This window comes from Allorhizobium ampelinum S4, from assembly GCF_000016285.1.
Taxonomy (GTDB): Bacteria; Pseudomonadota; Alphaproteobacteria; order Rhizobiales; family Rhizobiaceae; genus Allorhizobium; species Allorhizobium ampelinum.
Map to the genome: position 1 here is coordinate 1,374,509 of NC_011989.1, position 25,531 is coordinate 1,400,039.

24 protein-coding genes and 1 tRNA gene are annotated in these 25,531 nt (G+C 57.9%); 11 read left to right on the forward strand and 14 right to left on the reverse strand.

Annotated elements, in window-relative coordinates:
- Positions 1–84 precede the first annotated feature (84 nt).
- Positions 85–747, reverse strand: a complete 663-nt coding sequence (locus AVI_RS06420; protein WP_015915601.1) for a DJ-1/PfpI family protein — start codon at positions 745–747, stop codon at positions 85–87.
- Positions 748–834: 87 nt separating this feature from the next.
- On the opposite strand from AVI_RS06420, the gene AVI_RS06425 reads away from it, so the two are divergent.
- The 7 genes from AVI_RS06425 to AVI_RS06455 all read left to right on the forward strand — a co-directional run bounded on the left by AVI_RS06425 (position 835) and on the right by AVI_RS06455 (position 7,357).
- Entirely contained in the window at positions 835–1,818 is a 984-nt protein-coding gene (locus AVI_RS06425) for a GlxA family transcriptional regulator (RefSeq protein WP_015915602.1), read from the forward strand.
- 369 nt (positions 1,819–2,187) lie between these two features.
- Complete coding sequence (gene tssI / locus AVI_RS06430) at positions 2,188–4,590, forward strand: type VI secretion system tip protein TssI/VgrG (protein WP_015915603.1); 2,403 nt, start codon at positions 2,188–2,190, stop codon at positions 4,588–4,590.
- Between the two features lie 3 nt (positions 4,591–4,593).
- On the forward strand, positions 4,594–5,325 hold the full coding sequence (locus AVI_RS06435; protein ID WP_015915604.1) for a DUF4123 domain-containing protein: 732 nt from the start codon (positions 4,594–4,596) through the stop codon (positions 5,323–5,325).
- A 29-nt stretch (positions 5,326–5,354) separates the two neighbouring features.
- Positions 5,355–5,597: a hypothetical protein gene (locus AVI_RS06440; protein ID WP_041696424.1), complete on the forward strand. Its 243-nt coding sequence runs from the start codon at positions 5,355–5,357 to the stop codon at positions 5,595–5,597.
- The gene (locus AVI_RS06445; protein ID WP_041696426.1) at positions 5,597–6,145 is read left to right on the forward strand and encodes a hypothetical protein; all 549 of its coding nucleotides are present in this window, start codon (positions 5,597–5,599) and stop codon (positions 6,143–6,145) included. Before AVI_RS06440 ends, AVI_RS06445 begins: the two co-directional genes overlap by 1 nt.
- A 13-nt stretch (positions 6,146–6,158) precedes the next feature.
- Complete coding sequence (locus AVI_RS06450; protein WP_015915605.1) at positions 6,159–6,791, forward strand: ankyrin repeat domain-containing protein; 633 nt, start codon at positions 6,159–6,161, stop codon at positions 6,789–6,791.
- Positions 6,792–7,060: 269 nt separating this feature from the next.
- Complete coding sequence (locus tag AVI_RS06455; RefSeq protein WP_041696428.1) at positions 7,061–7,357, forward strand: PAAR domain-containing protein; 297 nt, start codon at positions 7,061–7,063, stop codon at positions 7,355–7,357.
- A gap of 278 nt (positions 7,358–7,635) precedes the next feature.
- Here the strand turns inward: AVI_RS06455 and AVI_RS06460 are convergent, their stop codons facing one another.
- Together AVI_RS06460 and AVI_RS06465 are read right to left on the reverse strand one after the other, a co-directional pair.
- A complete protein-coding gene (locus AVI_RS06460) occupies positions 7,636–8,352 on the reverse strand; it encodes an N-acyl homoserine lactonase family protein (protein ID WP_015915607.1) in 717 nt (238 codons plus the stop codon).
- 81 nt (positions 8,353–8,433) lie between these two features.
- On the reverse strand, positions 8,434–9,285 hold the full coding sequence (locus AVI_RS06465; protein ID WP_197522883.1) for an AraC family transcriptional regulator: 852 nt from the start codon (positions 9,283–9,285) through the stop codon (positions 8,434–8,436).
- A gap of 470 nt (positions 9,286–9,755) precedes the next feature.
- Here AVI_RS06465 and AVI_RS06470 point away from each other — a divergent pair.
- Together AVI_RS06470 and AVI_RS06475 are read left to right on the forward strand one after the other, a co-directional pair.
- Positions 9,756–9,832 (forward strand) — tRNA-Pro (locus AVI_RS06470).
- Positions 9,833–10,334: 502 nt separating this feature from the next.
- On the forward strand, positions 10,335–11,363 hold the full coding sequence (locus AVI_RS06475) for an extracellular catalytic domain type 1 short-chain-length polyhydroxyalkanoate depolymerase (protein WP_015915609.1): 1,029 nt from the start codon (positions 10,335–10,337) through the stop codon (positions 11,361–11,363).
- Positions 11,364–11,461: 98 nt separating this feature from the next.
- Here the strand turns inward: AVI_RS06475 and AVI_RS31025 are convergent, their stop codons facing one another.
- From AVI_RS31025 to AVI_RS06505, 6 genes are all read right to left on the reverse strand, one after another.
- Positions 11,462–11,611: a hypothetical protein gene (locus AVI_RS31025; RefSeq protein WP_015915610.1), complete on the reverse strand. Its 150-nt coding sequence runs from the start codon at positions 11,609–11,611 to the stop codon at positions 11,462–11,464.
- Positions 11,612–11,722: 111 nt separating this feature from the next.
- Positions 11,723–12,982: a glycosyltransferase gene (locus tag AVI_RS06485; protein ID WP_015915611.1), complete on the reverse strand. Its 1,260-nt coding sequence runs from the start codon at positions 12,980–12,982 to the stop codon at positions 11,723–11,725.
- A gap of 31 nt (positions 12,983–13,013) precedes the next feature.
- A complete protein-coding gene (locus AVI_RS06490) occupies positions 13,014–14,240 on the reverse strand; it encodes an O-antigen ligase family protein (protein WP_015915612.1) in 1,227 nt (408 codons plus the stop codon).
- Positions 14,237–15,787 carry an undecaprenyl-phosphate glucose phosphotransferase gene (locus AVI_RS06495; RefSeq protein WP_015915613.1) on the reverse strand — a complete coding sequence of 517 codons (1,551 nt, stop codon included), beginning with the start codon at positions 15,785–15,787 and terminating at the stop codon, positions 14,237–14,239. The genes AVI_RS06490 and AVI_RS06495 overlap by 4 nt, the downstream gene beginning before the upstream one ends.
- A 100-nt stretch (positions 15,788–15,887) precedes the next feature.
- On the reverse strand, positions 15,888–17,024 hold the full coding sequence (locus tag AVI_RS06500) for a glycosyltransferase family 4 protein (protein ID WP_015915614.1): 1,137 nt from the start codon (positions 17,022–17,024) through the stop codon (positions 15,888–15,890).
- Positions 17,024–17,593 (reverse strand): polysaccharide biosynthesis/export family protein, encoded by a 570-nt coding sequence (locus AVI_RS06505; protein WP_015915615.1) that lies wholly within the window; start codon positions 17,591–17,593, stop codon positions 17,024–17,026. The genes AVI_RS06500 and AVI_RS06505 overlap by 1 nt, the downstream gene beginning before the upstream one ends.
- Before the next feature lie 177 nt (positions 17,594–17,770).
- Between AVI_RS06505 and AVI_RS06510 the strand changes: the two genes are divergently transcribed.
- Positions 17,771–20,014 carry a GumC family protein gene (locus AVI_RS06510; protein WP_015915616.1) on the forward strand — a complete coding sequence of 748 codons (2,244 nt, stop codon included), beginning with the start codon at positions 17,771–17,773 and terminating at the stop codon, positions 20,012–20,014.
- Positions 20,015–20,065: 51 nt separating this feature from the next.
- Here the strand turns inward: AVI_RS06510 and AVI_RS06515 are convergent, their stop codons facing one another.
- A complete protein-coding gene (locus AVI_RS06515) occupies positions 20,066–21,280 on the reverse strand; it encodes a GNAT family N-acetyltransferase (RefSeq protein WP_015915617.1) in 1,215 nt (404 codons plus the stop codon).
- A gap of 79 nt (positions 21,281–21,359) precedes the next feature.
- Complete coding sequence (locus AVI_RS06520) at positions 21,360–21,569, reverse strand: DUF2842 domain-containing protein (RefSeq protein WP_041696430.1); 210 nt, start codon at positions 21,567–21,569, stop codon at positions 21,360–21,362.
- Positions 21,570–21,724: 155 nt separating this feature from the next.
- Between AVI_RS06520 and AVI_RS06525 the strand changes: the two genes are divergently transcribed.
- Complete coding sequence (locus AVI_RS06525) at positions 21,725–22,819, forward strand: COX15/CtaA family protein (RefSeq protein WP_015915619.1); 1,095 nt, start codon at positions 21,725–21,727, stop codon at positions 22,817–22,819.
- Here the strand turns inward: AVI_RS06525 and AVI_RS06530 are convergent.
- The 3 genes from AVI_RS06530 to argC all read right to left on the reverse strand — a co-directional run bounded on the left by AVI_RS06530 (position 22,799) and on the right by argC (position 25,504).
- Complete coding sequence (locus tag AVI_RS06530) at positions 22,799–23,626, reverse strand: DODA-type extradiol aromatic ring-opening family dioxygenase (protein ID WP_015915620.1); 828 nt, start codon at positions 23,624–23,626, stop codon at positions 22,799–22,801. The two genes, AVI_RS06525 and AVI_RS06530, sit on opposite strands and share 21 nt — an antisense overlap.
- Positions 23,627–23,688: 62 nt before the next feature.
- Positions 23,689–24,567 (reverse strand): aminoglycoside phosphotransferase family protein, encoded by an 879-nt coding sequence (locus tag AVI_RS06535; protein ID WP_139192374.1) that lies wholly within the window; start codon positions 24,565–24,567, stop codon positions 23,689–23,691.
- Between the two features lie 4 nt (positions 24,568–24,571).
- On the reverse strand, positions 24,572–25,504 hold the full coding sequence (argC, locus tag AVI_RS06540) for an N-acetyl-gamma-glutamyl-phosphate reductase (RefSeq protein WP_015915622.1): 933 nt from the start codon (positions 25,502–25,504) through the stop codon (positions 24,572–24,574).
- Positions 25,505–25,531: the final 27 nt, after the last annotated feature.

A 25,531-nucleotide genomic window follows, 5' to 3' on the forward strand; every position in this document is an offset into this window, starting at 1 on the left:
GGCCAAAGAAATTCCGATGCGTGTTTGTCTCGGGCGCCATGGCGAAGGAAAAGTTTGTCCTAGCTACTTTTAGTTTGCCTTGGATCAAGGCGAAATCAGCGCCTCTCGCTCTTGCCTGGACCGAACCATGCGTTGGCGGGCCGCCGCAAGAATTTCCGGGCGCGCCCGCGCCGGCAATCCGGCATCAAAGGGCGGAGCAGGGGCGTATTCCAGCGAGAGCTGGATCGTCTCCGCCTCGTCCTGTCCCATTAACTCCGCGATGACCGACAGGCCGAAATCGATCCCGGATGTGACGCCACCGGCGGTGATCAGATTGCCGTCGCGAACCACGCGCGCCTCGACTGCGGTCGCCCCGAACCGTGGGAGAAAATCCATTGCGTTCCAATGCGTCGCCGCGCGCTTTCCAGCGAGCAAGCCGGCTTGGCCCAGGACCAACGCTCCGGTGCAGACAGAGGTGACGAAGCGCGCCGTCTTCGCTTGCGCCCGCACGAAGTCGAGCGTTTCTTCGTCTGTCAGAAGCGCGTTCACGCCGCCGCCGCCCGGCACGCAGATGACATCGAACGCAGGCGCCTCTTCAAAGGCCAGGTCGGGCCTGAGCCACAAGCCCGTCGAAGCCCGAACAGGCGCCGTGTTTTTCCAGACCAGATCGACCCGCGCATCGCGTGCAGAGCCGAAAACCTCGTAGGGGCCAGTCAGATCGAGTTGCTGAACATTGGGAAAGCAAAGAATACCGAAGCGGATGGACACTATTTTTTCTCCTGTCTTGACCCCGGGACTATGACAGGAAATGATTTGGCGTGATTGCCAATTACCCCTCGTTTCATGCCAAACGCCATGCTGATGCCAACCACTATTTTGCGTCGGATTGAAATCCTTGTCTTTCCGGATGCCCAGGTGCTCGACGTGACAGGTCCCGCACAGGTCTTCGCGTCGGCCAATGAGATGGCGCGCAGAAGCGCCCACTCCGAAAAGGGACCCCTCTACGATATCGCCTTGGTCGCGGAAATGGCGGAGGTGACCTGCAATTCCGGGATTGCGCTGCGGTGTGCTCTCCTTTCGGAAGACCGACCGGCACCTGATACCGCCATCGCTGTCGGCGGCAGCGGGGTTAATGTCGCATGCAGCCGTCCGGTCTTGATCGACTGGGTTCGTGACCGCGCGATCCATGCCCGGCGTATGGCGTCGGTTTGCAGCGGTGCGTTTCTACTGGCGGAGGCCGGCTTGCTGGATGGTCGCCGCGCCGTAACACATTGGCATCGCTATGACGAATTCGCTGGGCGGTTTCCGCAGGTTCGCCTCGAACGCGACCCGATCTTTTTGCGAGATGGTAAGATCTGGACCTCGGCGGGCGTGACGGCCGGGATAGACCTCGCTTTGGCGATGGTTGAAGAGGATCACGGCCGCGCACTTGCGCTCGCCGTCGCCCGCGAATTGGTGGTTTTTCTCAAGCGGCCTGGTGGCCAGTCGCAATTCAGCGCGCCGCTGAGACTCCAGACCTCGGACGACAGGTTCGCCGATCTTCACGCTTGGATCTCGGCCAATCTGACCCATTCGCTGACGCTACATACGCTGGCGGATCGGGCGGGAATGAGCCTTCGATCTTTCGCCCGCCATTACCGGCAACGGACGGGCCGTACACCCGCCGACGCGGTTGAGATCATCCGGCTGGAACGGGCGCAAGGGCTACTGGAGACCGGATTTTCCGTTGAAGCCGCCGCTCGCAAATGCGGTTTCGGCTCCCCGGAGACCATGCGGCGGGTGTTTCTGCGCAGGTTAGGCGTCGGGCCCAAGGACTGGCAGGAGCGGTTTCAAGAGTGATAATACCCACGGCGATATCGCTGCATCTGTCACTCACTTCCGCGCCCTCGGGTTCCTGCCGTTCCACGTCGTGTCTCCTCTTGAATGTCGGCTTCAAACACGTTGTGCGCAAAACTTGACCGTCAGCTCTCGGCCTCAAAACAGCCTGACGGCGACGCCGTCGATTCGGTCGCGCGGCCTATGTGCGTTAGCGGTGCAAACGCATCATTTCTAACGCCTCTGGCGCGCCGGTCTTCGAAAACACAACCACTACCTTGACCTTTTGGAATACCCGTCTAATTTCGTCATTGCGATGGCGTGATTGAGACAGGCTTAATTCGCCCTCGAATTGTTTTGTTGATTTTCGATGACGCGATGTGGGGGCAATCCATGGACGACGTTCTGTCGCCGACCGATTTCATCCAGGCTAGCCGTGTGCTGAAACTATCGTCGCCGTTGGGCGAGGATCAGTTGCTTCCAGAGCGGATGATGGTGGACGAGGGCGTCAATCGCCTGTTCGAGATCACGCTTTCAGTGCGCGCCAAGCGCGAGGCGGTCAAGCCCGAAGAGCTGATCGGCAAGCTGGTCGATGTGTCCCTGGAAATCCGCCAGGGCGAACTGGATGGGGATGGTGTGCGCCGGCCGTTTAATGGACTGGTGACCAATCTGTCCGAGGGACCGCCGGTGACGCGCGGATTGCGGTCCTATACCCTGACCATCCGCCCCCAACTGTGGCTGTTGTCACGCCGCTCCGATTGCCGGATCTGGCAGAACATGACGGCAATCCAGGTGATGGAAACGCTGTTTTCCGAGCATGGTATTCCGGCACCCGCATATGCCCCTCTGCACAAGACACCGCCGTCGCGGGAATATTCAACACAATGGAACGAGACCGATCTTGACTATCTGCTGCGCCGTTTCGAGCAAGAAGGATTGTTCTTCTGGTTCGAACATGAGACCGGCGTTCATCGCCTGAAGGTCAGCGACAGCAAGGTGGCCTGGGGCTCACCATCTGCATCGGCAGAAGGCGAGCAGAATGTGCGTCTTGCGCAAGGCTCCTCGGATCGCAACCACATCAACGAATGGATGCGGCAGTTTTCCTACATCCCCGGCCAGCGCGCCGGTGCGGATTGGAATTTCGAGACGCCCAGCACTGTGCCGCTGAATGTCACGCCGTCGCTGATCCAGATGCCAGGGGCCAAACAGCGCGAGCTGTACGAATATCCGACCCGCATCTCTGATGTCAAAGAGGCCGAGGTGGCCGAGACGTTCCGTATGCAGGCCGTGGAGGCCGATCATGAGCGGGTGACGGGCCAGTCCAATGTGCGCTTCCTGGAAGCCGGACGGCGGTTCACACCATATGAGGAACCGCATCCAGAGCATAAATACGAAGAGCATGTGATTACCCGGATTACCCATTGGGTCGTTGACCGCTCCTATGAGACAACTGAGAATGAGCCGGAATATCGCAATGCATTCGAGGCAATCCCGTCGCGAGTTCCGCTGACGCCGCACCGCGAGACCAAGCGCCCGCGCATCGAGGGGACACAGGTGGCGATTGTCGCCGGACCATCGGGCGAGGAGATCCACACGGATCAATACGGGCGATTAAAATTATGGTTCCCCTGGGATAGAAAAGCACAGAAGGACGGCAGTGATACCTGCTGGGTGCGCGTCGCCCAGGCCTGGGGTGGTGGCACCTGGGGCGCTCAGGTCATTCCGCGCATCGGCATGGAAGTGATGGTGTCCTTCGTGGATGGCGATCCGGACCGGCCACTGGTTATTGGCGTGGTGCCGAACCCGAAAAACCCGGTGCCTTATGAACTGCCCGCCAACAAGACCCGCATGGTGCTTCGGTCAAATACCCACAAGGGCAGCGGCTTCAACGAAATGACCTTCGAGGATGAGAGTGGCAAGGAGAATATGTTCTTCCACGCCCAGAAGGATCAGACAACGCGAGTGCTGAACGACCGCACCAAGCGCATCGACCGCCATGAGGTGGCCTCCATTGGCGGCAACCGGGCGGTGGAAGTTTCGGGCAATCAGAAGCACGAGATCGGCGGCTCGGTAAACACGGTGGTCGGCGGCACGGGGCCGATGGCGATGCTGGCCATGGCAGGCGTTCAGGCACTGTCCGGCCAGACGGCGGGGTTGCTGTCGCAAGCGGGTCAGATAGCGGGTGGTGGCGGACCGGGTCTTGCCAACTTTGCCACCACCCTTGCATCCTCAGCACTCGGATTCCTTGGTGCTGGCGGAATGATGGCTCGCGAAGGCGTTGTCGCTGGTTCCAGCCCAAGGGCCGACGCAGGCACGGCGCTGGCTGGTTCCGGCACGGGTGTCGGCACGGACGCCTCAGGCCTGTTCCCGATGCCCGGCATTATGAATACCATCGTCAGCAGCTTCAAATCCGACAGCGTCGGGATTGCTAGAGCCGAGCAGATCGGTGTCAGTAAGGTGACGAATGTCGGGCAGACCTATGTGACAAATGTCGGCAAGGAGCAGCGCACCACTGTCGGCAAGACGATCAATGTTGAGGTTGGAAAGCTCTACAACGTCGTTTCCGGCGAAAAATATCACGGGGAAGCCAAGGTCTGGGAGATCTATGCGAACGATACCATCCTGCTTTCCACTAAGGGTGGCTACATCGAGCTGAATAACAGCGGCATCCGTATTCACGGCCTGAAGATCGACATCGAGGGCAACCAGATCAACTTCAAGAAGGGCGGGCCTGGAGAAGGTGCGTCATGTCTCAGGAACATGTCCCAATCCTCAACGCCTTTCGTGAGGGGGTAAGCCATGGCCGATAATGCCGGTTTGAAGCAGATTATTCTCCAGGCTGAACGGGCGGTCTTTGCTGTTCTAGACGGGGCACAGTTTGATGATCTTCCCAAGAGTTTATTCGACGGCGATTTCGCGCATAATCCGCTTTATGTGGATCGGGGAAACGGAACAGCGGATCAATTGAGAACGGCTCCGCAACTCGTTTGGCTGGACCGGGGCTGGCACGACGCGGACAAGGACAACACCGGCCAGCCGCGCCCCACCAGCGAAACCATGCTGGATCGTTTGCTCGATCTTGTGAGTGAGCGCCACGCGGCTGTGTTCTGGTTAAGCGACGCCGGTGGCGACGTGCTGTTTCGCCATCTGAGAACCATCAACATGATCCTGCTGCCAACCTCTGTGGCTATGGATCGCGGCAAGAGCTATGAACGAGATCCGCTTGCCACACCGTCCGGACAGGCGGTGGACGGTGACCACGAAATGGTGCTGTTCCGCCATGCCGATTCCAATGTCATGGCGCAGGTGCTTCCAAGTCTGACATACGCTCATTTGGCGCGCGTGCTTGGCCCTGCCCAACAGATTCTCTATTCCGCCGATCCCGATTGGAGCGAGAAGCCCATGCGGGTGACCCGCGCAGACGACATGCCGACACCGGCAGCCGGGCCACTTAAGCTCACAGTAGACGAGTTGGCAGAGATCGAGAAAAACGAGAATCTCGCTCTAGGCGAAAAATTGCCACCTATCTGAGAAAAGTTGCACCTGAACAAACGACCGGCATGAGTGAGGATGAACTCAACAAATTTGTTTACGAAGAAGAGCAAAAAGTTAAAGCGTTTGGGGTCCGCCGTGAAGACATGATAGGTCGCTGGGCTTTTATGCAAATTACCAGCAAAACCGATTTGAGCCATGACAAAAATGTGCGGACGGCGATGACCAATCCATCGCTTCCTGAAACACCGGATGAACGCATCAAAATCCTGTTTGATCTGCGCCTCCGCATGTTGCGGGAGAGCGCGTGATGCCGCTACTTTTGGGCATACCATTAGTTGAATGGCTTCTTGGTGGCACGGCGCTGGGTGCAGCAGGGTGGCTATATTACCGACCGGGCGGCACAAAAGACCAGCTAGTCGATGCACTTAGTAAACCTTCAGCAGTGCAAATGAGCGAACAGGCTGATGAGGCTGCCAGCACAGATCTTGATCAAACTTCTGCTACAGATGCATGCTCTACATGCGTCCCGCCCGAATGCCGAAATCTGATCGAAAAGATGCGGAACAAAAGGGACGCATTTATTAAAGAAATGCGGAAATACGATCCCGACGCTGATGCAATTGGTGGCCACACTTTTATGGCAGGGGGTGTATTAAAAACGACGAAACCCGGCGGCCATTATATAGAAATCCGTGATCTTCAAAGAGGACTGAAGAACGATCTCGAAGCGTACAATCGGAACAAGTGCTACGATAGAAATCCTACCGATGGAGATAAATCCATTCGGAAACAGGCCGAGCAGATAAGGTCTGAGGACGTTAAGCCGCCGCCGGGCATGGACGTCATACCTCTTTGAAAAGGCAAAAGACATGAGCGTAAACTTAGACCGTTTGGAGAGATGGGAAGAAAAATTTCTGAGGGGCGATCATTCCGATGATTCGTGGGTTATATCCCAGTTGAAATCCGAGCCGTCTGTGAATGGCATTCCGTTGCTGTTTCGAGCAGCATACTCAACCGAAGGATTACGATTTCTGGCGGAAAACGGCGTGAATATTCTCCAAAGGAGTGAGGATGGCTCGACACTTTTAATGGAGGCCCGAAGTGGATTTGACATCGAAACATATCGGTGGCTGGCAGGAGAGTTTGCAAAAAGGGATGCCATTGACCTTCATGACGAAGAAGGGTTCACGGCGCTTTCCGTGAAAATCAAATTTGGAGAGTTAGAAGAAGCGCGCATTCTTCTGGAAAATGGCGCTTCAATTCGTACCTTTGCGACAGTGGCCCGATATGGGAACAGACGACTGACTATTCCGCGACAGGCTGTTATTTGCACGAGCAGGAGTGAGCTGGACCCACAGCAGGTGTCGATTGAAGCACTTAAGCTGTTGCAGGAATTCGGTTATGATCCCTCAAAGGAGGAGGTTGCGGAGCTCCTGTCCGGCGTCAGCGAGGATAAGCCAGAGCTTCGGAAATGGGTTTCCGAGAATTTGGCTTCGGGGTAGGCATATAATTCTTTCTATACTCGGCAAATTTGGCCGCACCGGAGATCGAGATGGACGACCCCATGTGGCGGAGAGGTGGTCTTTCCAGGTAGTTTGGTTTTTCTTCCAATTTCTTCGCGAAAGCAGTTCACAGGGCGGCTCCGAAGCTCCTGTTGACGGAGATATTGCGGAGCGGAGTGTGACATTGCGAGCCACGCCCAGCCATGGCGGCACGGATTTGTCGCTTTATAAGCTACTAACCCTCTGAATTGCAAAAGGCAGGTGAACCCATGTCCGGGAGAATGGTAACCTTGAAAGGCCACATGCACAGCTGCCCGATGGCCGATCCGAAAGCTCATATCGGCGGACCAGTCGTGTCGACGCAGCAAACTTTCGTAACGGTCGATGGTGTTCCGATCGCCACTGTCGGCGATACCTGCATTTGCACAGGCGTACCGACCTCAGACGGCGTTGCTGGCGGTTCCTCTGTCGCCAATATCAACGGTCGGAAGATCGCTCGAATTGGCGATCCTTGCAATCACGGCGGAAAGCTGACGCAAGGTGTGGCATGGATAACGTTTGAATGATCCGCGCCAAGCAAGGCGGCGTGATTTTAACGGATGTGAACACAAAGCGCTCAGGCGTTTGTTTCACACCGGGGATAAGCAACGATAGCGATTTTTCCCTCACCCCGCGTTAGCTGGATATTTCTTGGCGAAGTCTTGAGCTCCCGTTGAATTTTCGCATGCACTGATCAGTGCGACCGGCATATCCTGCTCGGGCTTTGATTGCAGGTGGCGTAAAGAGTCACGATTTTCACGTCAGCACGGCTGCAATGCAGGCTCGCGGGAGATTGGCATGTAGATCATTCGTAGAACGCTGGGGAGTGACGTAAGGATGCCCATTGCTCGGCATCATGTCCGTACACGACACATGCCGCGCATTCGCGTTCCGCGATGTCGGAGATCTTCTGCGTGCTTCGTCGAATGGCCGTTTCATCATCCATATCGGTGATAAACATTTGCCGCGTTGCAGCGTCAGCCATTGAGTGGTGCATAACGGCGTCAGCGGCAAGCAGCACGGTTCCTGTCTGCGGAAGACGAACCATCACAGACTGATGGCCGGGAACATGTCCGCTGGTTTCCAGCAATTCCACATCCGGCACCAGTTCGATGTCCCCTTCGATGAGACGATAGAGAAGCGACGTATGATTCCATGCAGCCCGGTTGGCCGCAAACCGGGGATGCCCGCCTTTCGCCAGCTCGTAGTGTTGTCTCTGGATTACGCATTCGGCGCTGGTGAACAGATCGTGGTTGCCGGAATGGTCATCATCGAGATGGGTGCATATGAGATAGTCAATGTCGGAAGGCTGAAAACCTATGGCCGCAAGGCGAGCAACGACCGTATCCTCCGGCCTCATTTCGACTGAGAGTCCTGGCGGGTTTCGCGGATCTTCGACGAAGGATCGCGGCCAGCCTGTATCAATCAGGATGTTGATGCCATCTGGTGTCTGGATGAGGTAACCCGGAACGGGCATATCGCCGGGCTGCATGAGGCCCAGGTGGAGCAGATAAAGGCGCATGGTTTGTTTTGATCTCCCTTCGACACAATCCGACTATTCACAGAGAGCGGCTGGTGTCTTGAAAGAATGGGACAGGCGGCGTCACAAATAATAGGCGATCCCGGGCACGGCGCCCTGCGCATCGAACTGATCGGCCAATGGTGCGCGCGCCGCACGGGCATAAGCACCTGGTGTTACGCCCAATCGCCGCTGCCAGCTTCTGATCTGATGGGCCTGGTCGCTGAACCCCTGCATTGGCTCGCCTCGACCGGACTGAACGCCCTTCAGGCTGAAATGCAATCGCTCCAGATCTGCGAGTTCCTTTGGCCCCACGCCGAGATGTCGGTGAAAAAGACGGTGCAGTTGACGGCGATTAATCTGGGCAGCCTCCGCGGCCGTGTCGACGGTCCCGCCACGGCGCAGGATTGAATGGGCCATAGCGATCTGCCGACCTTCCGAAACAGGCCGCGTGCGCATCATTCTGGAAAGCAGCCACTGATCCAGGAAAGCCGCGATCCGTCGAGGCTCCTGTTCCAGGCCAACACCATTTTTTAGAGATTGGGCGGAAGCATCACCGATAAGCTCAGCAAGATCAAGAAGCATGTTGGCACTGCATGATCCTGTATGGGGAAACAGCCGGACAAGTCCCGGAATCGTTAGCATCACCATGACGAAATAGGTGTTTAAACATGAATGCCATGCCCGGCTTCGAGACTGTAAGCCGAGAAAGGACACGCTCGGCACCAGTTCGCCATCCTCCGTCGCATTGGGACGGCCCATATTGACGGATAGTACCGCCAGAGGGATGGGGCTAGTTCGGATTAGACGTCCTGCATGTTCTCCTGACAGATCTTCAACGAACCAATAGGCTTTAATAAGCGCAGCGAGATCGGGAGCAGGAGGAATAATTAGGAACATGAAGCCTCCTTCCTTCTGGCTGCTTATCTCAGTCATCAAATGCGCTGATCCGGCTTTCGCAAAAGTCCCACTGCCTGTGCAGCGATTTTGCCGAAATCTATCCGAGTGTCGAGATCGAATCGGCCATAGGGACTAAAATGAACGTTGATCAGCGGTATGAGGTCTTAGCACTGAATAAGGTGAGCTATCGGGTCGGCTTTCGCGGCCTCGTGTCGAGCGTATGTGCTCTCGCATTCCTGGTTCATGGTGTATTTTTTCCATTATCAGGCGGGTAAGGGCGTAAATGTTGGTGTCGATGTTCTCATTACGTTCCGTTTTATTTTGAAGTCAAGAAAGGGCTGGATTGTCTTGTCGAAGCGTGCACAAAAGCAGAACATCCGTGGGACTTTTTGTCCCGCTGTTTGCATTTGATGTCTTTTTGTTCTGATTTTTATTATTTCAGCCGCATTTTTCGCTTGCGCGCCAAAGGCAGAAAACCTATAGGCATCTTGCTCTTAGGAGCGGGTCGGGGCGTAGCGCAGCCCGGTAGCGCACTTGACTGGGGGTCAAGGGGTCGCAGGTTCAAATCCTGCCGTCCCGACCATTTATTTCAATCACTCCCCCAATTTTGGGTGATTGCCTCTCTTCAAACCATATGCCTATTTTCAGCGTTACAGCGCCTTGCACTCAGGTTTGCTGAAGCCCTTTTATTTTGGGGAGAGGCTGCGGCTTTGTGCTCGCGTATTCCATTCAGGGCGTAAGCTAATCTCAAGAGTTTTATGTTTATAATGTATAATGCTTTTTTTGCGGTGCACATAATAGGCAGATTTTTCTGTAACCATCTATATTCTAAGGGCTATTCTCAGATTTTCTGGGCTTTGAAGAGATTGAACAGGCTGCAAAAGCGCCAAATGGTGCTGCACTGGTATCGATAAAGTCCGGTCTCTGCCTTATATTGGGTGCAGTGCAGCAATATGCCTTGTCGTTGGTCCTCATAACCTTCGAGATTAGCATGAGACGATATTCACCATGAGTTTCTGAGGGCCAGAAGTATTGGCGGCTTGTGAAGCAGACGAGAGAATGCAGCCGTCAGGAAGGCAGATGCGATGCGATTGAATGTTCCAAAATCGGTGGCCGCCATGGTTCGCCGCCAAAAAAAATTACAAAAGGCATTTGTGGATCTGGTTGAGAGTGCCACGCCGCGCGAAAAGGTCGCGCCGAAACCAAGAAAGCCCGCCCAGCCGCGCCTTGTTGAAAACACCAGCTTCGGTAGTAATCCCGGACATTTGCGGATGATGACCTATGTGCCTCCCGGCTTGCCGCCGCGCGCGCCGCTGGTGGTCGTGCTGCACGGCTGTGGGCAGACGGCCAAGGATTTCGATGACGGCAGCGGCTGGAGCCGTCTGGCGCGTCAGCATGGTTTCGCGCTGCTTTACCCCGAACAGCGCAACTCCAACAATCCGAATGGGTGTTTTAACTGGTTTCGCCCGAGTGCTGTTGCCCGTGATCGCGGCGAGACTGGCTCGATCCGCCAGATGATTGACACCATGGTCGAGGCTCATGGCCTCAGCACCGACAATGTTTTCATCATGGGCCTGTCGGCCGGTGGGGCGCTGGCTGCCGCGGCTCTTGCCGCCTATCCCGATATCTTCAAGGCGGGTGCGGTGGTTGCCGGGTTGCCGGTTGGTGGTGCGCGCGATGCAATGAATGCCTTGAACATCATGCATAACGGTGTGGCCAAAGCCCCGGATGAATGGGCGCAACTGGTCTATCAGGCCGCGCCCGAAGGTCGGGACTGGCCAAGGATTTCGATCTGGCAGGGTAGGGATGACAATGTCGTCCATCAGAAGAATGCCGATGCGCTGGTCATCCAATGGCTTGCCGTGCATGGCTTGCTGGACGGCAAGGCAAAGCCCGTGGCCTATGGCCGGAACGACGGCTATGTCTGGCATGACGAAGACGGTGCGATCAAGGTGGAATATGCCGTAATGGATGGCCTGGGACATGGTCTGCCGATCAAGGCGGGTGAGGGGCAGGCAATGCCCTATATGCTACCTGGCGACCTGCATTTGCCATCCCTACTGGTGGAAAGCTGGGGTCTTGACGGGACAGAAGGCAAACGCAAGGTCGCGTGATTTGCCTGCACTTGAAAATTACGCATGAATTATAAAGCCTTACAGAGCTGTGCGTTTTAAAACGCACAGCTCTGTAAGGCAAACGCGCGGGCTGGAGATTATTTCTGTTCGACGGCGACGCCGTCTTTGCCAATGCTGAGTTCAACGCCCTTGGGCTTGGTTTCCTCGTGATAGGCATAGGCCCCGAGGCCAACCACGATGACGACCAGTGCGCCGATGATCAAGTAAAGACCGTTTGTGCGGTTCATGCTGTCCCTCTTCTGTCCGTCCGCCAACTGTTTCGGCTGAACGCGCTGCTTAATGCGACAGAAGAGAAATTGTTCCATGCGTGTGAAAAAATACCTGCCAGTCTCCCTGGATCATTCGCCAATCTGATTGGCGAGCCGCAAGGTCGTGTGATCCCCGGTCGTTCGAAGTCTGCTGTCAGTTTCGTGTTTGATCATCGGGCATGGCGTGGTTTGCGGCAGTAGGTCCCGGTAGATCGCCAATGTTTCGGCCACCATTTTTTCAAGCCGATAATTGTTACGGCGGCTCAAGGCGCCAGCCGTAAGCTGTGCCCGCGTCAGGGGATCGCGAAAAGCGGCCATGGCGTCTGCAAGCGGCTTGATCTCATCGCTATTGGGAACGGCAAAGCCGTTGACACCATTTTCCAGCACGACGCTCGTTCCGCCCACGGATGTCAAAACGAGGGGAAGGCCACCGGCTGCGGCTTCCAGCATCGCATAGGACATGGCCTCGTATCGGCTCGGAGCAACCAGGATGTCAAAGGCCTGGATGGCGTCATGTCCACTTATATCGCTACGGATCTGGGCCTTGCCGTCAAGGCCAAGGGTCTGGATCATGGCGCGCAGTTCCGCTTCCCGCTCGCCGCTGCCGATCATCACCAGCCGGGCCTGGGGCATCAGGTCTGCAATGCTGGCAAAGGCGCGGATTAACCGCTCCGGGGCTTTCTGGGCCACAAGCCTGCCGATGAAACCGAAAACCAGTTGCTCATGGGCAATACCGAAGCGTGTGCGTGTTTCCGAGCGCCCGTCGCCGGGCGGATATTTGACGCCATTGGCGACAATGCGGAGGGTTCGGGCTGGAATACCCAGCGCCACGGCATGATGATATTCGTCCGGCGAAACGCAAATCACCCGGTCGCTGAAAAATCGTCCAAGCAGCCGTTCTACGCCGCCATAGACCAGGCGGCCTTTGGAGCCGAGCGTCGGGTCCATGGTGCGGAAGGCGTGGGGCGTGTAAAGCACCGGTGGATTGCGCCCGGGCAGGGTTGCCAGCCGGGTCAGCGCGCCTGCTTTGGAACTGTGGCCATGCACGATGTCGAATGGGCCTTTGTCGCGGATCAGCCGCCGCAGCGCCCGATAGGAGGCGAGATCCCAGGGGCCGACCGCACGATGCATGTCTAGCGCGATGATCTCGTGTAGCGGCAGCGCCAGCAATTCGGCAACGAACCGGCTCTCGGCTCTCAACGGAGAATAGACGGCGGTCACCGTCTGGCCGCAGGCAGCGAGGCCTGCACAAAGATCGATGAAATGACGGCCGGAGCCACCGCCGCTCGGTTCCAGCACCTGCAAGATTCGCAGACGCTGCCCACCGGCAATTTCCTGGCCATCCGTCACGTTTTCCTCCACCAAACGCTTCCCCCGATGTTCATCTGTGTCTTTGCCAATTGATTTCCAGTGCTCTGCATCCCCAAAGGATTCCGAACAGCAGGTACACATGTCGCCAGTGATCGATATCGATGACATTGCCGATCAGGGCGTGGCCGATCAGCACGATCCACGCAATCATCAGATAGGGTTGCCAAGGGCGGTCATAGAGCAGACATTTGAAGCCGAAGCAAATGCTCCAGATCAGCATGGTGATAAAACAGACAAAGCCGAGCCACCCATAGGATGTCAGGGTTTTCAGCCAGATATTGTGCTCATCCTCTGGAAAGATCTTGCTGAACACCATGGGGCCGATCCCGAGTGGCTTTTCCATCGACATCAGAAAGCCGATTTTGTGACGCTCGAAGCGACCGAGATGGCCGCCATCATAGTCCTGCACAAGCTGGGTGCGGCTGGAAAACAGGTCGCGCACCTGCTGGAATTGCAGAGCGACGGTCAGCGCCACAACGAGAGCGATGGCAGCCGTCAGCGCCAGCAGCACAATCTTCAGGCGGAAGGCACTGCTGCGCTCCTTGATCAGCAGGATCAGCACCATGGCAATGGCGCTAAACAGGAAAAGCGCCCAGGCCGCCCGTGAAAACGACAGGAACACCCCAAGTGCGAGGATCAGCAGGCAAAGGATCTTCCACGGTGCGTCCAACAGCCGGCCAGTCAAAAGCCCATGGATGAGATAGAGCGATGGAGCGATCAGAAACGGCCCAAACACATTGGGGTCCTGAAAAGCCCCCATGGCCCGGTCATAACGCGTAAACATTTCAGCGCCCGGAAAGGCGTGAAAATAGCCCAGAATACCCAGAAGGGACGTGGCGACTGCGGCAAGAACCCAGGCATTGAAAATCAACCGCAGCCGTTGATGCCGCTCCTCGACGATGGCCGCATAAAACACTGAGGTCACGGCCAGGAAGGTCGAGACGGCAACATAGAGGGGGCCTTGATCGAGGTCCGTCATTGTCGTCAGCGAGATCATGCCGCCGACATTGAAGGTGAGCATCAGCGCCAGAAGCGGTGCGACGCTGCGGGAAATCTTCAGACCCAGCAGGAACCACAGGGGAATCTGCGCCGCCATGAACAATTCGTAAGGGGCTGGCTCCATGAACACGAAGCCGAGCAGAAAGACGCCAAAACCGACCAGCGCCGATCCCGTCAGCGTTATGGCCGCAAAGCCTGGCCGGAAAGGCGGGCTGCGATGGTGGCTGACCGCGCTCAATAAGCGTTTTCCGTGTTGAACAGGCTGATCGGCGTCATCAACAGGATTTTCAGGTCAAACAGCAGCGACCAGTTTTCGATATAATAGAGGTCATGGGCGGTTCTGCCCTTGATCTTGTCGTCGGTATCGATCTCGCCACGCCAGCCCTTGATCTGCGCCCAACCGGTGACACCGGGCTTGACCCGGTGGCGGGCGAAATAGCTTTCGACGATTTCGCTGTAATGGCGGTTGCGGGTTTGCGCCATGACCGCATGCGGGCGCGGCCCGACCAGCGAAAGATCGCCACGCAATACATTGAACAGTTGCGGCAATTCATCCATCGAGGATTTGCGCAGCCAGCGGCCGACGGGCGTGACGCGCGGGTCGTTCTTGGTGACGGCCAGTTTGGCGGTCGGGTCGCTCATTTCCGTATACATCGAGCGGAATTTCAGGACTTTGATGACCTCATTGTTGAAGCCATGGCGCTTCTGCACGAAGAGCACCGGCCCTTTCGACGTGGATTTGATGGCGATGGCAGCCAGAACCATGACCGGCCAGAAGACGGCGAGTGCCGCCAGACTGAAAATGATGTCAAAGGCACGTTTGGCAACCTGGTCCCAGTCACGGATCGGCTTGTCGACCAGATCCAGCATCGGCAGGTCGCCGACATGGGAATAGGCGCGGGGTCTGAATCTGAGGCTGTTGGAATGGGCTGCCAGCCGGATATCCACCGGCAGGACCCAAAGTAGTTTCAGCAATTCCAGAATACGCGCTTCTGCGCTGATCGGCAGGGCGATGATCAGCATGTCGATCCGTGTTTCGCGCGCAAAAGCCACCAGTTCGGCAACGGTGCCGAGCTTGGGATAGCCCGCGACGATGTTAGGGGACCGGTCGCCTTGACGATCATCAAAAATACCGCAGATACGGATATCGTTATCCTGCTGGCTTTCCAGCGTGCGGATCAATTGTTTGGCAGGCTCCCCTCCGCCGACCACCACGGCGCGTCGCTCGATGATGCCGTTGCGGGTCCAGCTGCGAATGGCCAATGCCATGCCATAGCGTTCCAGCAGGAGAAACAGGGCAGAGGTTGCCGCCCAGGTCGCCAGCCAGCTGGCGCTAAACAGCTGGGCATTCCAGGCGAAGTGGATGCCGACCATCAAGGCGACAACCAAACACCAGCTGGTCAGGGCCCGCTTCACCGAGCGGAACGGACGGCGGAGTGTGTATATCTGGTAGCCATCGGCAAATTGCGTGAACAGGATAAAAACCACCGCACCAAGGGCGCCAAAGGCACCAATGTGCAGGAGAGTGTCAATCGGTCCGTCCATCGTCAGCCAGCCGGAAATCAGGCTGGTGGCGATCAGCCAGGAAAATTCCAGCAGACCGAACTGCCCGAGCATGATGCTTGGCGAGCGATTGGCACGGCGTAATTGCTCCGCCACCCGGCTGGCGAGTGGCGACAATTCGACCGTTGGAGACGATGAAGAGCCGCTTGCGCGGGTCTGTTCAGCCTCTTCCTTCAGTTTTTGACGGAGCTTTGCTACATCCAAAGTCTCTAGCGTCCTCATCGCGGCAATTCATTTTGCAACGTTGGATTACCGCAAATGTGCTAAAAAACCTTTAGCTTTGGCAGGACCCGTCCCACGATGATGCAGGTCGTGGCGGCTGTCAAACCGAATGATCGCGGTAGAGCGCCAGCATTTGCGCGGCCATGGCAGAGGCTGAAAATCGCGCATGGAAGAGCGTTGGGTCCGGCATGACAACCTGTTTCCAGTCCGGCTGGGTCAGGGCCTGCACCATGGTCGCGGCCAGTTCCTCGACATTGTCGGGCGCAACAAGTGCGGCGCTGGTTTTGCCGAGCGCCTCCGGAATGCCGCCAACGGCGCTGGCAATCACCGATTTTCCGGCGGCGATCGCCTCCAGCACGATATAGGGCATGGATTCGGCCCTGGAGGGGACGACGACAATATTGCTGAAGGTAAAGGCCTCCGAGACCCGCATGGCAGGCAGCAATTGCATGCGAAGCCCAAGGCCGCGCTGGTGAATCTGCTGCTCGTATCTGTCACGGTCCGGGCCGTCGCCGATGACTGCGGCGGTCAGCGGGCGACCCAGCAGCCGTTCAGCCTCCAGCACGGCGTTGATGAAGACGTCAGGGCCTTTCAGATCCCGCAACATGCCGATGAAAACGAAATCCACGGCTGCGTCACGGATTGGCACAGGTCGAAACTCGCTTTCGCTGATCCCGTTCAAAATCAATCGGGAGTCGCAACTCGGCTTTCCCACCTTTTGCCCGTAGGACCATTGCTCGAAGCCGCAGACAAAGGCGATGGCTTCGGTCTGGCGTTCCAGCAGCTTTTCCAGTGCAAAGATCAGTCTGCCAACTGGCCTGTTGCGGCGATAATGCAGGCTACCGCCATGCGGTGAATAGAGGCGGACAACCTTTGATCCCTGCATGCGAAGGGCCGTGCCAATGATGCGGGCGAGCGCGCCGCCTTTGGCGCCGTGACCATGCAGTATATCGGGTTTCAGGCTCTTTATATGCCGGTAGCAGGAGCGCACCGCGCTGATATCGTCAAATCCAATGGCACGCCGGATCGGCTGGCGAATAAGGCCGAGTTTCAGGCGGGGCTGCAATTCTGCGAACAGGGCGTCCTCATGGGCGCCACCCGTGCTGCTGTCGCAGATGATGCCGACGGAATGGCCAAGCGCGTCATGATGCTCGACCAGATCGCGCACATGCCGGAAAATGCCGCCAATTGGCGAGCGGAAACAATGAATGATCCGCAGCCCATTTTCATCCGGCATCAGAACAGCCGTTCGCGCACATAAACCGTGTCACCGGCGATGATCGGGTCGGTGATCGGCACTCGGCCCGTGGCGATGGTGCCGTTCACCTTGCGGGTGACATCCACGTCGCGCTCGTTGGCGCGGCTGGTGAACCCGCCAGCTACCGCGATGGCATTCTGCACCGTCATGCCCGGTACATAGGAATATTGCCCCGGTTGGCCGACTTCGCCCATGACGAAGATCGAGCGGTAGCGGTCGATCTCGATGCTGACGTCGGGATCGCGCAGATAGCCCTTGCGCAGCCGCTGGGCAATGGTGCCTTCCAACTGAGGCATGGTGGTGCCGCGCGCCGCGACCTGACCGATCAGCGGAAAGGCGATATAGCCGGCCTGGTCTACGGTATAGGTATTGCTCAGATTGGCCTGGTCGAACACGGTGATGCGCAACCGGTCGCCGCTATCCAGCCGGTAGGGCTGGATCGTCGCTTCCTGGAAGACTTTCGAAGCTGGCTTATAGGTGGCGCAGCTGGAAAGCACCGCCAGCAGGGTGACGGCAACAGCCAGCAAGATCTGTTTGGCGGTGACCATGCGCACGCTCCCATAGAAGATAATCATGTTCTTATCGGCCAGTATGGTTAAGGGAGTGTAAAGATCAGAGCGCAAGTCCCGCTAGCTTATCTTGCAATCACCGCGATGACCACACTCGGTTAACGCTTGAGTTACTATGTTCGTTTACGCTCCGGACAGATTTGAAGGAGGGATGGAATGTCGGGTCAGCCGGTCGCCGCCCATCAGGACGTGGATATCGATCTCTTGCAGCTGTTTCGCGCCGTCTGGCAGCGAAAGGGCAGGGTATTGCTTGTCACCTGTCTGGCCGCAGGCGTCGCCTTCGCCGGGGCCAGCATGATCCGTCCAACCTACCGCGCCGAAACCACGGTGCTGATTGAACCGCGTGCGCCCAATTACGATGCGGAAAACGCCAAATCGGCGGCCTCGGAACCGGTGCTGGACGAGCTGAATATTGCCAGTCAGGTGCAATTGTTCCGCTCGGTGGATCTGATCCGGCAGGTGGTGAAGGATCTCAAGCTCTATGAATTAACCGAATTCGATCCCGATCTGCATCCCTCAGCCCTGTCGGATCTGATGGTGATGCTGCATCTGAAAAAGAACCCGCTCGATCTGGCGCCTGAAGACCGGGTGATCCGTACTTTCCTGGAAAAGCTTCAGGTCTATCAGGTGGAGAAGTCGCGGGTTATCGGCATCGAGTTTTCCTCCAAGGATGCACGGCTCGCCGCAGCCATTCCCAATGAAATGGTCAAGGTCTATCTGGCAATTCAGAGCGGTGCCAAGCTTGATAGCAATGAGGATGCGGCCCGCTGGCTGGAACCTGAAATTTCCAATCTGCGTCAGAAGGTTTCCGACGCCGAAAAGAAAGTCGCGGATTATCGCCGCAGCGCCGATCTGCTGTCGACCGGCGAGGGCGGTACATTCGCCTCCAAGCAGCTCAATGATATATCGACGGAATTGGCGCGGGTGCGCACCGACCGGGCCAGTGCGCAGGCGCGGGCCGAAAACGCCAAGGCGTCGCTGAAGGCCGGGCGATCGACCGACAATCTCGATATCGTCATGGCCTCTCCTGCCGTGCAACAATTGAAACAGGCGGAAGCCGCGGTACAGGCACAGATTTCCGACCTCTCCACCAGTCTTCTGGATGGCCATCCGCGCATCAAGGCGCTGCGGGCACAATTGGCAAATCTGCGCCAGCAACTGGCCGAAGAGACCAGAAAAGTCGTTTCCAGTCTGGAAACCGAGGCCAATGTCGCTCGGATGCGTGAAGCGGAGCTTGACCGACAGCTGACCACCCTTAAGGCACAAAGTGCCAAGGCCGGGGACAGCCAGGTTGGGCTTGCGGCATTGGAGCGGGAAGCGAGCGCCCAGCGGCAATTGCTGGAAACCTATCTTGCCCGCTACCGCGAAGCCACCAGCCGGCTAGACAGCAATGCCAGCCCTGCCGATGCCCGGGTGATTTCCCGTGCGTCTGAGCCGAGTGAGCCGAATTTCCCCAAGGTTCTTCCAATAACAGTGGTGGCCGCCATGGCGGCTCTGGTTTTGAGCGTGATCGTCATCATGCTGGCGGAGCTGTTCAGCGGCCGGGCGCTGAAGCCTGTCGGCCCTGTTGATCCAGACCGCAGCGGGCGGTTTGCGGAGGAATATCCTCGCCGCCGGACCGGTGAACCTGCCTTTGACGAACCGGTAGCCGCGCCTGCAAGGCAGAAGCCAAGACTGGATACGGCGGCTGCCGCTGTCGCAGCGACGGCAGCCGCCGAACGGATCGAAAAGGAAACCCCGCCCATCGCACCGGCAGATACTGAAAGTGAAAGCGATCAGCATCGGGCGGCCTTTACCGATGCCGATCATGAGTTTTCAATCGCGTCGGTGGCGCGTTATCTGACGCGGCATGGTATTTCCAAAGCAGTGGTCATCTCGCCTTCCGGCGATGACGGTTCAGCGGCAACGGTGCTTTTGGCACGCGCTGTGGCCAAAGCCGAACGCACGGTGATCCTGATCGACATGACTGGCTCCGGCTATCCGACAGCGCTGATGGCCGAGCGAAACGATCTGCCCGGCGTGACCGATCTGCTCTGCGGCGACGTTACCTTTGGCGAAACCATCCATTCCGACAGATTGTCAAACGCCCATATCGTGCCGAAGGGCAATAGCGATATCCGTCAGGCGCTGCGCGGCATCGAGCGCCTGTCCATGGTGGTCGAAGCGCTTGCTGATGTCTATGATCTGGTCCTGATCGAATGCGGCCCGGCCAGCGCCGATAATGTCGTTGGCCTGTGCAAGGCCCAGGACCATGAAGTCATTCTCTCCGCGCCCAATCCGGACCGCAAGCAATTGGCACAGATCATGTCCTCCTTCGAAGCTGTGGGCTATAGTGATCTGGTGCTGATGAGCGACGACAGCCCGGTGCCACCGGATGATGGGGACCGGCGGGTGGCTTAGACTTTGCCTTAGGAAAGGTGGAACCCGGGTTTCCCTGACAGGTTCCAGGTTTCATTCCTTACCCTGATCATGTGCTTGCGCATCGCTACGAGCGCGGAGTTTTTGCAGCGCGCTATAGAGTTGGGGATGCCCCTTGATGAACGCCTTGGAGCGGGTCAGGCTACGCTCGGCTGTGGCTGCGAGGTGCCCCAGAGGGGTCACGGGCAGCAAAATATCGTGTTGCACGGTTTCCATAGGGCACCAGCTTCGCTTGTAGATCTGGTCGCCGAGGCCGAAGTCGAACAGGGCGGCCCCCTCGGCGCAGCATTGTTCAATCATCAGCCAGAACAGCAATTCGCCGGGGCTGGTCTCCGGGGCGATGCTTTCATCTATCGAGCCGAACTGGCAGATAACGTGATCGCCCTTGCGTGAAAGACCGGCGATGGCGGCAATCTTGCCGTTATGATGGCTGCCCGACAACCGCAGTGCATGCAGTTCCAGTGGCACGTTCAATCCACCTGCCTCGCTTTGCAGCAGCAACTGGAAGAATGCCTGTGTCTCCGGCTCCTGAAACACGTCCGGCAGACCGAGGGTTTCGAAGCGGACGGCTTTTTGCCGGAAGAACAGATCCAGCAGCCAGGCTTTCTGCTCCTCACCGCACGCAATAATATGCTCAAAGCCGCCGCTTGCTTCCAGCTTGCGGACCTGATTGCGGTATTTCTTGCGCCGCCGCTTGGCGTTGATCTGGGAGAGCGTCTGTTCGAAGTCGCCTAGAAGCGGCAGTTGGAAGGCATGGTTCTGATGTTCGACAGCCGGTAGGCCGACCAGCGGATGAGTAAATCCACGCCAGGAGAGCGGACTATTGCCGAGATGAACGAGATCGGCATGCCCGGTCATTGCCTGGACAATCTGCCTTCCCAACTGTTTGGCTGTGTCCGACTCGATTTGCTGGAGAAAAGCCGGGTCGAACAGGCCGGTATTGATATTGGTGAAGCGGGTGGCGATGAAACTGGCCTTGCGGACCATGGCGTGACGGGTGATTTCCAGCGGTAGGATGAACAGGCTGCGTCCGTTGCTGTTGCCATGCAGAATGGCCAGCGGATTGCCATGGGTTTTCACCCAGGCGCGGCACCAGTCGTAACCTTGATGCAGCGACAGATGGTTGTTGCGCTCCAGACAGCGCCAGTCGGCCTCCAGCGGCTCCATCACGGGCAGAACGTCCACGACGATATCTGCCACAAAAGTTTGACCGCTGGCCGTTTCAGTCAGCCGTTTCGGATCGATCATCGCCACGCTGCATTCTCCGGTCCTGTCGAAGCAGCACCAGTTTATCCGGTTTGTATTTAAGGATTATGCAATGCGCGGATTATTTGCGAACCGGACCCGCCATCCATTTGATGATCGCCATGGCTGGCAGAATCCAGACCACGCCCGACAGCAGGAAATAGGTGAGATGTACCCACCAGGGCGACTGTGCCAATGTCAGTGTGGCAATGGTGGTGGCCAGCACCGCGTAAAGCATGACAAGCACGACGATCAGAATCGTCCCGATGAATTTGCGCAGTCTGACCGGCATGCTATGACCCTGATTGCAGGACGCGACGCGATGTCGCAAACCTTCTGCCCTTGTTTTGCACCGGGTGCTGATGCAAATCAACTGGAATGCACCCGTTCCGCCCGCAAGACAGCGTTCGGACCGGGATTATGCCGTAGAATGGAGAGATTGGACCGATGACCATCGCCAGCACCGCTTCACCCGTCCCGGCGGCAGCCGGCCTCGACCGTCAGAGCCGCAACCGCCGCGCCCTTCGCCTCTGGCTTGGGCTGGTGATTCTGGCGCTGTTTGCCCTGGTTCTGGTCGGGGGCGCGACCCGACTAACCAATTCGGGCTTGTCGATTACCCAGTGGAAGCCGATCCACGGTGTCATTCCCCCGTTGAACGCGGCGGAATGGGAGGAAGAGTTCAAGCTCTACCAGCAGATTCCGCAATATGAACTGGTCAACAAGGGCATGACGGTCGAGGCGTTCAAGACGATTTTCTGGTGGGAATGGGCGCATCGCTTCCTGGCCCGCAGCATCGGCGTGATCTTTGCCCTGCCGCTGGTGTTTTTCTGGGCCACAGGACGGATCGAGAAACGTTTGCGCTGGCCTCTGGTTGGCATCCTGGCGCTCGGTGGCTTTCAGGGTTTTATTGGCTGGTGGATGGTGTCATCAGGGCTATCGGAACGCACCGAGGTCAGCCAATACCGCTTGGCAACTCATTTGGTTACAGCCTGTCTGATCTTTTCGGCCTGTGTCTGGGTGATGCGTGGCCTTGCCCGCCATAGCGCCGATCCGGCCCCGACCGCGCATTCGAGGCATTGGGCGATTGCGCTTCTTTGCCTTGTGCTGTTCCAGATCTATCTTGGCGCGCTGGTGGCAGGGCTGGATGCTGGCATGTCCTACAATACCTGGCCGCTGATGGATGGGGCGCTGATCCCCGGCGATCTTCTGGTTCAGCAGCCGGTCTGGCTGAATTTCTTCGAAAACCCGAAGACGGTGCAGTTCGTGCACCGCATCGGTGCCTATACCGTGTTGCTGGTGGCGCTCTATCACATGGTCTCGTCGCTGCGGGCCGCACCGGGAACGACCCATGCGCGCCGCAGCGTCGTGCTGTTTGCCATCGTCTGCTGTCAGGCAGTGCTGGGAATTTCTGCACTGCTGTTGCAGGTGCCACTGGATGCAGCGCTCGCCCATCAGGGCGGTGCGCTGATCCTGCTCGGCTTTACGGTCGCGCATCTGCGCGGCTTCTATGGTGCCTATCCGCTACCCAAACCTGTAGCCTGAATAGGCCTTGCCCAGCGCCAGACCGTTGAACGTCCGCACGCCCTTGTCGGTGCCCGCAGCCCCCGCGGCCACAAACAACGGCACAAGATGGTCATGGTCAGGCACATGGCAGGCAAGCGCGTCCGGGTTTTGATCCCAGAGGCTGAGCTTGGCTGCACGGGCATCCGGGTCGGGCAGTTCGACCGCTGCCGTCAGCCAGTCATCGAACCGTTTGGCAACGGCTTCGTGGTCGGCATCGCGGCGGCGAAACATCTGCATATTATGGTAGCTCATGCCGGATGCAATGATCAGTACATTGTCATCGCGCAACGATTGCAAGGCCTTGCCGATCTCCAGATGGCTTTCCGCATCCAGCGTATTCTTCAGCGACAACATCACGACAGGCACATCCGCATCTGGATAGGCGACCATCAACGGAATGAAGACACCGTGATCGAAGCCGCGCGTATCGTCTTCAGCCGAGGCAATGCCTGCCTGTTGCAGCAGGTCGCGGACATGGGTGGCCAGTGCCGGATCGCCCTTGGCGGGATAGGTTATCTCATAGGTATGGGCGGGAAAGCCGTAGTAATCATAAAGCATGCCGGGGGCTGCTGCTGTGCTGACGGTGACCTGCGGTTCCTTTTCCCAATGGCCGGAGACGATGAGAATGGCTTTCGGCGTGACGCCGAGATCGGCAGGCAGGCCTTGCAGAAAGGCCGCGAGATCGTCCCAGGGGCCTTTGCCCTGGTCGTCTTTCGGGAAATCCATGAAGGGCCATGGCCCGCCGCCATGAGGGATGAAATAAACGGGAAGACGGCTATCGGTCATGGCTTGCTCCTGAACATATGGCCGGAATATACGCCGTGGCGGCAACCAGCACGAGAGGCGGATCAGTCGACAAACTGTTCAGCAAGTATGGACCGGGCAAGCCGGGCAAAGCCAAGTCGCTCGGCAAGATTGGCATTGCCGGATGCGGTCAGTGGACGGCTCAGTGTCCAGGCGCAGGAGAGACCCGAATGAGCTGCGGCATAGCTGAGGATTTTGCGCGGCGAACAGCCCAGCGCCACCGAAAACCGCTGGCTGAGGTCCATCGCGCGCCGGGGATCGAGAACGAGATCTGGGGCGTGCAGCGGATTGCCGAACACATTGGCGACGTCATAGGCCGGATCGCCCAGCAGGCCCTGTGGATCGATGGCCAGCCAATTGCCACCGTCATCGCCGATGACATTATCGTGATGCAGGTCGCCATGCAGCGGTTTGATATCCTGTTGCTCCGCAAGCAGGCTGCGGGCAAGTGCTGCCGTCCAATGGATGATCTCGGCGATAGCAGGGTCCGAAATGGTTTTTTCGAGCGCAAACAGCGCGTTGAAATGGGCCTGTAGAGGCGTCAGCGCATCGGGAACAGGGGCGTGCGAGGGCGCATGCAGGCGCACCAGCACCTTGACGATGATCTCTGTTGCTGCCGGGTCTCCGACCTTGCCAAGATGATGGCGCAGCAACAGGTCGCCCGCATCGTCCAGCAGGGCGATGTCGCCAGCCTGAGCAATGAGCTTGATGGCACCACTGCCGTCCCGCCAGCGCAGAAAATCCAGGCCGGGCCGCTCACCACTGCCTTCTGGCTTCAGCGCTTTGGCAACCACCGGGCGTTCACCTTGCATGGCGCGGAAAACGAGACTGCTATGGGTGTCGGCGATTAGCCTGATATGCGAAAGCCCCCATGTCTCCATCAGAGATGGAGGAAAGACGGGGGCTTTCAAAAGGTTGTTCAAACGATCACGCCGACAGCATCAGGTCCATGTTTTGAACCGCTGCACCGGACGCACCCTTGCCGAGATTGTCCAGAACGGCGACGAGATTGACATGGCCGGTGCCCGGATTGCCGAACGCGAAGAGCTTCATCGTGTCCTGGCCCACCAGTTCCTCGGCGTCGACGCGACCGAGCTTGGCGCTGTCTTCCAGGGCGACGACCTTGACGATGTCCTGCCCGGCGTAATGGGCGGAAAGCGCCGCATGGATGCTTTCTACGGTCGCGCCATCGGCCAGATCCTCCAGGAACAACGGAACCTGCACGATCATGCCCTGCGGGAAGCGCCCGACAGATGGCGAAAACAGCGGGGCGCGATCTAGCAGGCCATGGGCCTTCATTTCTGGCACATGCTTGTGCTTGAGGTTCAAGCCATAGACATAGTTGTTGACGGTCAGATGCTCGGGATGGCTCTCGTCCTCCATCTGCGCGATCAGCTGCTTGCCGCCGCCGCTATAGCCGGACACGGCATTGACCGAGACCGGATAGCCGTCCGGCAAGATGCCAGCAGCCCGAAGCGGCCGGATCAGCGCGATAGCGCCCGTCGGGTAGCAACCGGGATTGGCAACGCAGCGGGCCGAGCGGATCTTGTCGCCCTGGGCTTTGTCCATTTCGGCAAAACCATAGGTCCAGTCCTGGGCAACGCGGAAAGCGGTGGACGTATCGATGATCCGCACATTGTTGTTGCCAGCCAGCATCGACACGGCCTCTTTCGAGGCATCGTCGGGCAGGCACAGAATGGCGATATCGGCACTGTTGAGCAGATCCTCGCGCAGGGCGGCATTGCGGCGTTGCTCTTGCGGAATCGACAGCAACTCCACATCGCGGCGGTCGGCCATGCGGCTGCGGATTTGCAGGCCGGTGGTGCCGTGTTCGCCGTCAATGAAGATTTTCGCTGTCATTTTACCCTCTCTTTTCAGGGAATTGCC

What these genes read in the sequence shown, in the direction of transcription:
- AVI_RS06425 (WP_015915602.1), top strand. Translation starts at nt 835, where the DNA reads ATGCTGATGCCAACCACTATTTTGCGTCGGATTGAAATCCTTGTCTTT.
- tssI (WP_015915603.1), top strand. Translation starts at nt 2,188, where the DNA reads ATGGACGACGTTCTGTCGCCGACCGATTTCATCCAGGCTAGCCGTGTG.
- AVI_RS06435 (WP_015915604.1), top strand. Translation starts at nt 4,594, where the DNA reads ATGGCCGATAATGCCGGTTTGAAGCAGATTATTCTCCAGGCTGAACGG.
- AVI_RS06440 (WP_041696424.1), top strand. Translation starts at nt 5,355, where the DNA reads ATGAGTGAGGATGAACTCAACAAATTTGTTTACGAAGAAGAGCAAAAA.
- AVI_RS06445 (WP_041696426.1), top strand. Translation starts at nt 5,597, where the DNA reads ATGCCGCTACTTTTGGGCATACCATTAGTTGAATGGCTTCTTGGTGGC.
- AVI_RS06450 (WP_015915605.1), top strand. Translation starts at nt 6,159, where the DNA reads ATGAGCGTAAACTTAGACCGTTTGGAGAGATGGGAAGAAAAATTTCTG.
- AVI_RS06455 (WP_041696428.1), top strand. Translation starts at nt 7,061, where the DNA reads ATGTCCGGGAGAATGGTAACCTTGAAAGGCCACATGCACAGCTGCCCG.
- AVI_RS06460 (WP_015915607.1), bottom strand. Translation starts at nt 8,352, where the DNA reads ATGCGCCTTTATCTGCTCCACCTGGGCCTCATGCAGCCCGGCGATATG.
- AVI_RS06465 (WP_197522883.1), bottom strand. Translation starts at nt 9,285, where the DNA reads ATGACTGAGATAAGCAGCCAGAAGGAAGGAGGCTTCATGTTCCTAATT.
- AVI_RS06475 (WP_015915609.1), top strand. Translation starts at nt 10,335, where the DNA reads ATGCGATTGAATGTTCCAAAATCGGTGGCCGCCATGGTTCGCCGCCAA.
- AVI_RS31025 (WP_015915610.1), bottom strand. Translation starts at nt 11,611, where the DNA reads ATGAACCGCACAAACGGTCTTTACTTGATCATCGGCGCACTGGTCGTC.
- AVI_RS06495 (WP_015915613.1), bottom strand. Translation starts at nt 15,787, where the DNA reads ATGAGGACGCTAGAGACTTTGGATGTAGCAAAGCTCCGTCAAAAACTG.
- AVI_RS06500 (WP_015915614.1), bottom strand. Translation starts at nt 17,024, where the DNA reads ATGCCGGATGAAAATGGGCTGCGGATCATTCATTGTTTCCGCTCGCCA.
- AVI_RS06505 (WP_015915615.1), bottom strand. Translation starts at nt 17,593, where the DNA reads ATGGTCACCGCCAAACAGATCTTGCTGGCTGTTGCCGTCACCCTGCTG.
- AVI_RS06510 (WP_015915616.1), top strand. Translation starts at nt 17,771, where the DNA reads ATGTCGGGTCAGCCGGTCGCCGCCCATCAGGACGTGGATATCGATCTC.
- AVI_RS06515 (WP_015915617.1), bottom strand. Translation starts at nt 21,280, where the DNA reads ATGATCGATCCGAAACGGCTGACTGAAACGGCCAGCGGTCAAACTTTT.
- AVI_RS06520 (WP_041696430.1), bottom strand. Translation starts at nt 21,569, where the DNA reads ATGCCGGTCAGACTGCGCAAATTCATCGGGACGATTCTGATCGTCGTG.
- AVI_RS06525 (WP_015915619.1), top strand. Translation starts at nt 21,725, where the DNA reads ATGACCATCGCCAGCACCGCTTCACCCGTCCCGGCGGCAGCCGGCCTC.
- AVI_RS06530 (WP_015915620.1), bottom strand. Translation starts at nt 23,626, where the DNA reads ATGACCGATAGCCGTCTTCCCGTTTATTTCATCCCTCATGGCGGCGGG.
- argC (WP_015915622.1), bottom strand. Translation starts at nt 25,504, where the DNA reads ATGACAGCGAAAATCTTCATTGACGGCGAACACGGCACCACCGGCCTG.